Source organism: Synechococcus sp. 60AY4M2, assembly GCF_002760375.1.
Lineage (GTDB): Bacteria > Cyanobacteriota > Cyanobacteriia > Thermostichales > Thermostichaceae > Thermostichus.
On record NZ_AUMZ01000001.1, the window covers coordinates 2,094,749 to 2,102,901 of the forward strand.

Genomic DNA, 8,153 nt, shown 5'->3' on the forward strand with positions numbered 1-8,153 from the left:
TGGGACAGAGACTTGAACGCTGCTATCGAGATTTTGAAGCGTGGACTCAGGGCGGTGGGACTGCCGCTCTCTGGCTGTGGAGGATCCTGGTTTACCAGTCCGTTGAAGCAGCAACTCCGGGAAGTGATTCTCGGAAGCTCCCGTCTACAGCCCGTCAGGGCTTAGCGGGAGAGGATGTCACATGGCTCGCAAATCCAAAGCCACGCCTGCTGCCGACCCTGAACCAGCCCCGATCTCGGAAGAGCTGCTGCTGGCAGAGGATCCCATCCAAACCAATGTCGGACGGGCCACTGGGATGCTGGAGGTCACCAACCGGGGGGATCGGCCCATTCAGGTGGGATCCCATTTTCACTTTTTTGAGGTCAACCGAGCCCTGGTGTTGGATCGCGCCGCCAGCTTTGGCAGGCGCCTCAACATCCCTTCCGGCCAAGCGGTGCGTTTTGAGCCGGGGCAAACCCAGCGGGTCACTCTGGTGGCGCTGGGAGGCAAGGGTCTGGTGCATGGCTGCAACCGGCTGACGAAGAGCAGCGTCCGCTCTGCAACGCAAAAGCGGCGGGCCCTGGCTCGATTGCAGGAGTGGATGGGCTAGGTGGTTAAGCGCTATGGACATAACGCCCCTCGAAGTATGCAGCTTTGGGCATCTGGGCTGAGGCTTGGCCACATCCCCATCCCACCTCAGATTCAAGAGAGTAGGGCTATCCAATTCTTCCTCTGGGATCTGGCCAATGTTAGAGCGTGAGACTGTTTGGTGGATGTGGGTACAGGGCTTGGGGCTGAATCTTTCCGGGTTGGCCCTGTTGGCAGCAGCAGGTGCCACTTTCGGCCCCCTCTGCTGGACCGGCGCGACGGTGGCGGTGATGCTCAAGTTAATTGGAGATAGCCAACTGCTGCGCGCCTACTGGCTTTGGCAAAGTCGGCACCGCCAAGCGGGATCCCAGCCCGTCAGCTCGGCAGCGGCGCTCCAAAGTCAAGTTTGAACAGTTACCAAACAGCCTGTTCGTGGAGCTTCAGCTTCCCTCTCCCCCTGAGGAAGAGGGGCGGGTGAAGGCCAGCGGCAAAGTGCCTTAACCTTGTTTGAAACGACTGTCAGGGAGTTTGAAACAGCCTGACCCTCACCGCAGGTGGGCCACAGTCACACCCGTACCGCCGTCCTGGGGATCCGCTGGGGCAAACCTCTGGACACGCGGGTGATTTTGGAGGTAGGCCTGGACGCCGGCCCGCAGGCGTCCCGTGCCGTGGCCGTGGATGATCCAAACCGGGCCAGGAGGGGCTTGGGCAAAGTGCTGTTCCAGAATCGCCTCGGCATCGGCTACAGTTTTCCCCCTTAGGTCAAGGGTGTTGCGGCTGGTGCGCAGGTTCAGGGGAGCAGTGGTGGGCGGTGGGGAAGGAGGAGCTTTGGGGCGCTGGCGCTGTTTGGCCTGATGTTCATCGATGGGATCCAACTGGCCCCGCGGCACCGTGAACTTGAGAATGCCGCTGCGCACCACATACACCTCTCCTTCGACGGCAATGACCTCTCCCGTCTGTCCCAGGCCCCGCAGCCGCACCCGATCCCCCACCTCTGGCACGAACTCAGTCTCAAGGGGCGGCGGCGGCGGCGAGTAGCGCCTGCGAATCTGCTCCAGCTCAGCAGCGACCTGCTGGGGATCGTCCCCCTGTTGCAGCTTGCGGACGGCGGCGGCCACCTCCCGGCGGGCGGCGGCCAAGAGGGCTTGCAGCCCCTGTTGCTGCCGGTACTCCAGTTGCGCCTCTCGCTCAGCCATTTGCCGACTGCGCTGCTGCATTTGGCGGTACAGGGTTTCCAGCTCTTGGTGCAGGGATCCCACCTGGGCGGCCCGCTCTTCCAACTGGGCCCGTTGCGCCTCCAGCCCCGCGATCACCTTATCCACCTGGCTTTCCCCCTGCAGATGCTGCTGCGCCCGCCGCAGAATCTCCGGCTCCAGGTGCAGCCGCCGGGCGATGGCCAAGGCATTGGAGCGACCAGGGATCCCCCACAGCAGGCGGTAGGTGGGGGCCAGGGTGGCCTCGTCAAACTCCACCGAGGCATTCTCAAAGCCGGGATGCTGGTATTTCAGAGCCTTCAGCTCGCCGTAGTGGGTGGTGGCCAAGGTCAGCAGGGCCTTTTCGGCGAGATACTCCAATAGCCCGGCAGCCAGGGCCGCGCCCTCGCTGGGATCCGTGCCTGCCCCCACCTCGTCCAGCAGAACAAGGGCCGGCGCCGGCTCCGACTGCAAAGCTTGCACGATGCGGCTGATGCGGCGAATATGCCCGGAAAAAGTGGAGAGGCTTTGCTGCAGCGATTGCTCGTCGCCGATGTCGGCATAGACCCCGTCGAACCAGGGCAGTTGGGGCGGATCCTGGGCGGGCAGGAAGATCCCCGCCTTGGCCATAAGCACCAATAGCCCCAAGGTCTTCAGGGCAACCGTCTTGCCGCCAGTGTTGGGGCCGGTGATGACCACGGCGCGGATGGACTCCGAGAGGGTGAAATCGATCGGGATCACCTCCGGGCCCTTGCCTTCCTCGCGAGACTGCCACAGAAGCAAGGGGTGCCTAGCTTGGCGCAGGCGCAATCCTGCCGGGACAAACTGGGGGCGATTGCCCCCCAACCAAAGGCTGTAGCGAGCGCGAGCCAACGCCACCTCCAGCCCCACCATCACCGCCTGCAGATGCTCCAAATCCTCGGCAACAGATCCCACCTGGGCCGAGAGGGCGGCCAAGATCCGCTCTTCCTCCGCCTGGATCTGGGCCTGGGTTTCCCGCAGCCGGTTGCCTAGCTCCACCACAGCGTAGGGCTCTACATAGAGGGTGGCCCCGCTGGCAGAGCTGTCGTGCACAATGCCGCGGATGAGATCCCGATGGGTGGCCTTTACCATCAGCACAAAGCGCCCCTGCCGCTGGCCAATCAACGTGTCCTGCAGCGCCTGGGGGTGCTGGCTCATCACCTGTTGTAGGCGTTCTTGGATCTGGCTGCGGTACTGGCGGTGCTGACGGCGCAGGTCTGCCAGGGCGGCGCTGGCGCTATCTCTCACCTCGCCGTGTTCGTCCAGGCAGCGGAAGATCTCCTGCTCTAGCTCAGGATAGGTGCGCAGATTGCTCACCCACTCCTGCAGGCGGGGCAGGCGCTCGTCAGCATCGATGAGTCGGCGAAGGCGGCGAGCAGCCCCCAAGGTGGTGGCAATCTGCACCAGCTCTTCCCCGCTCAGAATGCCCCCCCGTTCGGCCCGTTCCAGGGCCGGCAGCAAGTTGTGGATCCCGTCCAGAGAAATCCCCCCTGGCTGGCTGCAATCCAGCCGGATGGCCTCCTCCGTTTGATCAAGACAGACCTCGCTCTCGGCGCGGCTCCGCCAGGGATCCAGCTCTAGGCAGGCGCGGCGGCCTAGGGGTGTGGCGGCAAAGCTGGCCAAGTGTTGGCAGAGGCGGGGCCACTCCAACAATTCCAAAGTTTCTTGGCGGAGGGAAGGATCGGGCTCAGAACAGATCGGCAGCAGGTTGAAAGTAGTGGGCGTAGGCATTCCTGAAGAAATTAGCCATTCGAGGAAGAACGGAGCTGCAGCCGCTTCATCTCTTGCAAAAACTGCCGCTGGTAGTTGAGAAAGGCAGTGTGCCACTCGCGGAAGCGACGCTCACCATCGCGCACCAACATCTGTCGGTAGTGCTCGGAGTTGAGACGGGGCCGGGCCGAGTTCATGGGGATCGAAGACGCTCTGCCCCTATTGTGGCAGGCCGCGGGGCGCCTTTCATAGCTTCCAACCTGCGGGCAGGCGAGAAAGCACCCCATCTGTTCTGCCGGTGAGGGGAGATTTTTTGCTTGCAGTATGGCCGAACTTGGCAGTCGGCCTTGGCATACTGGAAGAGTCGTCGTACCTCAGCTACGCAAGTCAAATCCGTGCGCAAACGAGTGACCCTGATTTTTCCTCGCCACTTGGTGAATGTGCCCCTCACCTATCGTCTGGCGAAAGACTTCGATGTAGCCGCCAACATCGTCCGTGCCAGAGTAACCCCTAACGAAGTGGGCACCCTGGTGGTGGAGCTCTCGGGAGATATCGACCAGGTGGAGGCGGGGCTGGAGTGGGTGCAGTCTTTGGGCATTGAGGTGGCCGAGCGGGCTAAAGAAATTCAGATCGACCCAGATTTGTGCGTGGATTGCGGCTTGTGTACGGGCGTTTGCCCCACCGAGGCACTGAAGATTTCCGCTCCCGACTGGAAACTGGAGTTTCTGCGTAATCGCTGTGTTATGTGCGAACAATGCATCCCCACCTGCCCTGTCGGGGCCATCAGCACGAGTTTATAGCGATGAGGCGAAGAGCCGGCTAAGCCGACAAGTTCATTCACTATTACAATGCTGTAATATGACCCCGATTGGACTGGATTTGCCCAGGTTAATTCGAGGCAACTGGATATGCTCTCTACCTCGACGCTCATTGGCTTGACCTATGCTGCGCTAGCAGTTCTCTACCTGCTGGTGCTGCCGTTCTTGTTTTTGGTGTACGTGGACAAGCGCTGGAACTACAGCGGTGCCTGGGAAAAGGTGTTGATGTTTTTCCTAGTTTTGTTTTTCTTCCCCGGTATGGTGCTCGTGGCTCCCTTCATGACGTTTCGGCCCAAGCCGCGTTCGCTCTAGAGCTCGCCCTTCTGCAACCTACCAGCCATGCGCAGACGGGATGTTCTCGGCATTGGCCTAGCCCTGCTCTTGGGGGGAGGACTTCTCTACGGGCTGCTGCTTTGGGCCGGCTTAGATACGGGCGCGGCGCAGCAGGCGTCGAGTGTGGTGTTTCTGCTGGGATGCCTGGGCTGGACGGTGGGCTACCTGAAGCGGGTGTTGAGCAGGGAAATGACTCTGAAGGCCCAGTGGGCCACTTTCGAGAGGCAGCAAATCCAAGAAAAACTTCACTCCCTCTCCCCGGAGGAGTGGCAGGCCTTGCAGGCCGAGCTGGCCTCCGAAACCGAAGAGGAAGCTGAGGGTGGTTTGACCGAGCAAGGCAAGTGCTGAGGCCGCCGGGCAAGCTGTACCCAAAAACTTGTCGCAGATCGGTGGAGTTTCAGCTAGAAACTGCAGGAGCCCCGCACTGTACCCCCTCAATCCCCCCGCCCCCCTGCCCCCATATACGGGGGGTTGGGGGGGAAGGAGGGGCGGTCGGAGTCGGGTAGTTTACGTATCCAAGCGGCTGGGTCAGCCCAGCACTACCGGTATAGCTAGTTACTGTTTCTTCTCTATTGGAAATGCTACCTTGCGCCGTAGGCAAAGTTGTGAACTAAGGCAAGTCGTTTCTCTGCTCACCGTGACCAAGACCGTTCTGGTGGCTCAGGGTCAGCTTTTGCAAGCCCAGCTCTGGAAGCTGGTGCTGGAGTCTCAGCGCCATACAGTGGTGCTGGTTTCTCCTCAGGCAGATCTGGTGGAGGTGGCGGCAACTCATTCTCCGGATCTGATGGTGGTGGATATGACGACGGGGCTGTTTAACCCCTATGCCTTTTGTCGAGAGTGTCGGAGCCGGCTTCCGGATATCCCTGTGATTCTCACTCATTACCCTCGTCGCCCCATCGAGCCGGCAGAGCGGCGCTGGGCCATTTACCAGGGGGCAGCCGAGGTGATCCCCGGTTTGGCCGAAGCCGACGACATTCTCCACTCCCTCGAGCAAATTTACAAGGCAGCCAGGTGGTCTTTTCCCATCGACACGGAAGCTCTTCACGCGGTTCTCGAGCAGCTGGGTTTGTGGTCTGAAAAAGACAGCCCCCCTCCTTCCCCGTCCGTTGCAACAGAAGAACGCCAAGAGCAAACGGCTGCGCCCCCGCCGGCAAAGTATCGATTGATGTATCGGGGCCGCCCTGTCGAGTGAGCTGCAAGCGCTCCACACCACTAACGCGAAGCAGAGGGGATCCCTTGGGCGCTTTTCTCCCCTGGCGGGGTTGGGGATCAGGGCAGCACCAGCGCTAGGGTCGTGCCCTGGGATCCCGTCTCCACCAAACACAAGTCTCCTCCGTGGGCTTGCAGGATACGTTTGGCGATGTACAGCCCCAGACCTCCTGAGCCGGTCGGGTAGTGCTGGCCGGCGATGTGAATGGGTTGGGCGATGTAGGGCTGGGCCAGCTCTTCCAGGGGAGCCGGCAGGCCGGGCCCGTCATCCCGCACCTGGATCTGGCGAGGGCTGATGGTCAGCACCACCACCTGGCGGGCGTAGCGCAAGGCATTGTCCACCAGGTTCACCAGCGCCCGTTCCAGCTCGGCCTCATCGGCATTGGCCCACCCTTCTCCCTCCACTCGCAGGTCGATCCCCCGTTCTCGGGCCAGGGATCCCATGCGTTCGGCCACCCGTCGGGCCAGGGATCCCAGATCGCAAAGACGAGGATGTAGCTCGATCTCGCCCCGCTCTAGGCGGTGGGCCTCCACCATCCGCTGCACCAGGGACAGATTGCGTTGGTTCTCCTGCAAGATGCGATCCAGCAGGGCAAGCCGCTCTTCCGGCTGCAACTGCTGCTCCTGCTTGAGGGCACTTAGCAAATGCCCAAAGGCAATGAGAGGGGTTTTCAGGTCATGCACCAAGGTGGCGGTAAAGGCTTCCCGCCGCAATTGGTCAATCTGGATCTGGCGCAGCAGATGGGCAAAGGCCTGGCGCAGGATCAAAGCCTCTTGGGGATCCCCGGGGCGGAGCAGCAAATTCCAACGGGCCGGCTGGCTAATTAAGGTTTCCAGATGGCCCAGCTCGCGGGCCAGCAAGGTGAGGGGCCGCAAGATTAGGGAAGACAGGACATAGCCCACCACTGCCGATAGCCCTGCTAGCAAAGGGATCCACAGCAGCAGCAGGACAGATCCCTCGGGGCTGAGCTCTGTGCCGGGGAGGATCCACTGCACCGACAGGATGAAAACCAAGTTGGGGACAAAGGAAAGGCTGGCAATCACCAGCGCCACCTGAGTGCGCAGGCTGTGGGGGAAGCGGCGGCGCCAGAACTCAAGTAGACGGCGTCTCAAGGGGGAACGGGAGAGAGGGCTGAGTTGAATTAGGCCAGGAGCGAACAGGCAAGTCAAGAGGGCTGGCAAAAAGTGGGGGCTAAATCCGCCAGAGATAGATGGTGTAGGTGTTGATAACATCTGACACGGTGGTGGTGGCGGTGGGCGGCCAATCCCCCATATCGAAAGTGTGGGTGACCAGGCGGGCGCCAGGCCGGAGCTCGCTGCGCAGCTTGTCTCGAATCAGCAGGTGGGAGCGGGGCAGCAAATAACAGGTCACCACCGTCGCTGGCGAGAGATCCAGGGTGAGCAAGTCCTGCTGCCGAAAACTGACCCGATCCTGAACCTGAGCGGCTTGGGCCGCCTGCTGTGCCTCTAGGATGCGCTCTGGGTCGATATCCACCCCCAGGCCCCGCGTGCCGCAGCGCTGGGCTGCCCGGATAGGAATGCGGCCATCCCCACAGCCCAAGTCGTAGAGGAGATCGTCGCCCCGCACCTGCGCCAGATCCAGCATGGCGTCGATCACCAGGGGCAAGGTGCGCACGTAGGGAGCCAGGCTCTCCCTACCGGAGCGGTTCTGAATGGGTTTGAAACCACGAGGTGCCACGGTGGAGCCGGGAGAGAGCTTTCCCCCTATTTTAGGATCCCTTGGCTGCCGCCTCTTTTGCGGAGAGAGCAGAAAGCACGGTGGCAGGGATTGGGGTTCTCAATCTTAGATTTTGCGGTTCTGTTGTTATCGCGCAGTTGGCACCTTGAGGTGCTGGGGAGGCTCTTCCAGACCGCTATGGCTGGGAGCGCAGTTTTCCGTCCGTGCCGGAGTCTTGCTGAGGATTTTTGGGGTTTCTTAGCTGCAAACTCTACACTGGGGTTGGTCTGAGATCTGTACCTGATACATTTACGCTGAACACTGCTGAGCATTACTGCTCAGCGGTGAAGCGATAGCATTCTGTCCGTTTCCGTTGTCACTACGCGATGCTGACGCGACCGCGCTACTCGGACGGAGTCCAAACAGAAAGGCGGTATCCCGCAAAGCCCTGAGCATAACACCCAGAGCGCCTTGCCAATCTCGTGGTAGCCTATGGTTGCACTTTGGGCATCGAAACACCTTTGCGCCACCCAACTTGGTGTGGATGTGCCCGCACTTGGTACAGGTTTTGCTGGTGTACGCTTCCGATACTTCCACGACAACCACGTTTTTCTTCTTGGCTTG

The 8,153-nt window shown here is 61.1% G+C and carries 11 protein-coding genes; 6 read left to right on the plus strand and 5 right to left on the minus strand.

Going from position 1 to position 8,153, the window contains the following annotated elements:
• The first annotated feature begins 181 nt into the window (after positions 1 to 181).
• Both ureB and SYN60AY4M2_RS09250 read left to right on the plus strand, forming a co-directional pair.
• Positions 182 to 589 carry an urease subunit beta gene (ureB, locus tag SYN60AY4M2_RS09245; RefSeq protein WP_099812757.1) on the plus strand — a complete coding sequence of 136 codons (408 nt, stop codon included), beginning with the start codon at positions 182 to 184 and terminating at the stop codon, positions 587 to 589.
• 136 nt (positions 590 to 725) lie between these two features.
• Positions 726 to 977, plus strand: coding sequence for a hypothetical protein (locus tag SYN60AY4M2_RS09250; RefSeq protein ID WP_240527800.1), 252 nt, complete (start codon positions 726 to 728; stop codon positions 975 to 977).
• A gap of 135 nt (positions 978 to 1,112) precedes the next feature.
• On the opposite strand, the gene SYN60AY4M2_RS09255 is transcribed toward SYN60AY4M2_RS09250, so the two are convergent.
• Positions 1,113 to 3,512, minus strand: coding sequence for an endonuclease MutS2 (locus SYN60AY4M2_RS09255; RefSeq protein WP_099812759.1), 2,400 nt, complete (start codon positions 3,510 to 3,512; stop codon positions 1,113 to 1,115).
• Between the two features lie 11 nt (positions 3,513 to 3,523).
• Complete coding sequence (locus SYN60AY4M2_RS14095) at positions 3,524 to 3,688, minus strand: hypothetical protein (protein ID WP_168173329.1); 165 nt, start codon at positions 3,686 to 3,688, stop codon at positions 3,524 to 3,526.
• Positions 3,689 to 3,886: 198 nt separating this feature from the next.
• Here SYN60AY4M2_RS14095 and SYN60AY4M2_RS09260 point away from each other — a divergent pair, with 198 nt between their 5' ends.
• From SYN60AY4M2_RS09260 to SYN60AY4M2_RS09275, 4 genes are all read left to right on the plus strand, one after another.
• The gene (locus SYN60AY4M2_RS09260) at positions 3,887 to 4,291 is read left to right on the plus strand and encodes an NIL domain-containing protein (protein ID WP_011431371.1); all 405 of its coding nucleotides are present in this window, start codon (positions 3,887 to 3,889) and stop codon (positions 4,289 to 4,291) included.
• 108 nt (positions 4,292 to 4,399) lie between these two features.
• Positions 4,400 to 4,621 (plus strand): NAD(P)H-quinone oxidoreductase subunit L, encoded by a 222-nt coding sequence (gene ndhL, locus SYN60AY4M2_RS09265; protein ID WP_011431370.1) that lies wholly within the window; start codon positions 4,400 to 4,402, stop codon positions 4,619 to 4,621.
• 27 nt (positions 4,622 to 4,648) lie between these two features.
• Positions 4,649 to 4,990, plus strand: coding sequence for a DUF3007 family protein (locus tag SYN60AY4M2_RS09270; RefSeq protein WP_099812760.1), 342 nt, complete (start codon positions 4,649 to 4,651; stop codon positions 4,988 to 4,990).
• A 289-nt stretch (positions 4,991 to 5,279) separates the two neighbouring features.
• A complete protein-coding gene (locus SYN60AY4M2_RS09275; protein WP_240527801.1) occupies positions 5,280 to 5,834 on the plus strand; it encodes a response regulator in 555 nt (184 codons plus the stop codon).
• A gap of 77 nt (positions 5,835 to 5,911) precedes the next feature.
• Here the strand turns inward: SYN60AY4M2_RS09275 and SYN60AY4M2_RS09280 are convergent, their stop codons facing one another.
• The 3 genes from SYN60AY4M2_RS09280 to SYN60AY4M2_RS09290 form a co-directional block, all read right to left on the minus strand.
• Positions 5,912 to 7,021 (minus strand): HAMP domain-containing sensor histidine kinase, encoded by a 1,110-nt coding sequence (locus SYN60AY4M2_RS09280; protein WP_011431367.1) that lies wholly within the window; start codon positions 7,019 to 7,021, stop codon positions 5,912 to 5,914.
• Positions 7,022 to 7,043: 22 nt separating this feature from the next.
• A complete protein-coding gene (locus SYN60AY4M2_RS09285) occupies positions 7,044 to 7,550 on the minus strand; it encodes a class I SAM-dependent methyltransferase (protein WP_011431366.1) in 507 nt (168 codons plus the stop codon).
• Between the two features lie 288 nt (positions 7,551 to 7,838).
• Positions 7,839 to 8,153 (minus strand): zinc ribbon domain-containing protein (locus SYN60AY4M2_RS09290; RefSeq protein ID WP_143597009.1); only part of this gene is annotated, 315 nt, incomplete at its 5' end.

What these genes read in the sequence shown, in the direction of transcription:
- ureB (WP_099812757.1), top strand. Translation starts at nt 182, where the DNA reads ATGGCTCGCAAATCCAAAGCCACGCCTGCTGCCGACCCTGAACCAGCC.
- SYN60AY4M2_RS09250 (WP_240527800.1), top strand. Translation starts at nt 726, where the DNA reads ATGTTAGAGCGTGAGACTGTTTGGTGGATGTGGGTACAGGGCTTGGGG.
- SYN60AY4M2_RS09255 (WP_099812759.1), bottom strand. Translation starts at nt 3,512, where the DNA reads ATGCCTACGCCCACTACTTTCAACCTGCTGCCGATCTGTTCTGAGCCC.
- SYN60AY4M2_RS14095 (WP_168173329.1), bottom strand. Translation starts at nt 3,688, where the DNA reads ATGAACTCGGCCCGGCCCCGTCTCAACTCCGAGCACTACCGACAGATG.
- ndhL (WP_011431370.1), top strand. Translation starts at nt 4,400, where the DNA reads ATGCTCTCTACCTCGACGCTCATTGGCTTGACCTATGCTGCGCTAGCA.
- SYN60AY4M2_RS09270 (WP_099812760.1), top strand. Translation starts at nt 4,649, where the DNA reads ATGCGCAGACGGGATGTTCTCGGCATTGGCCTAGCCCTGCTCTTGGGG.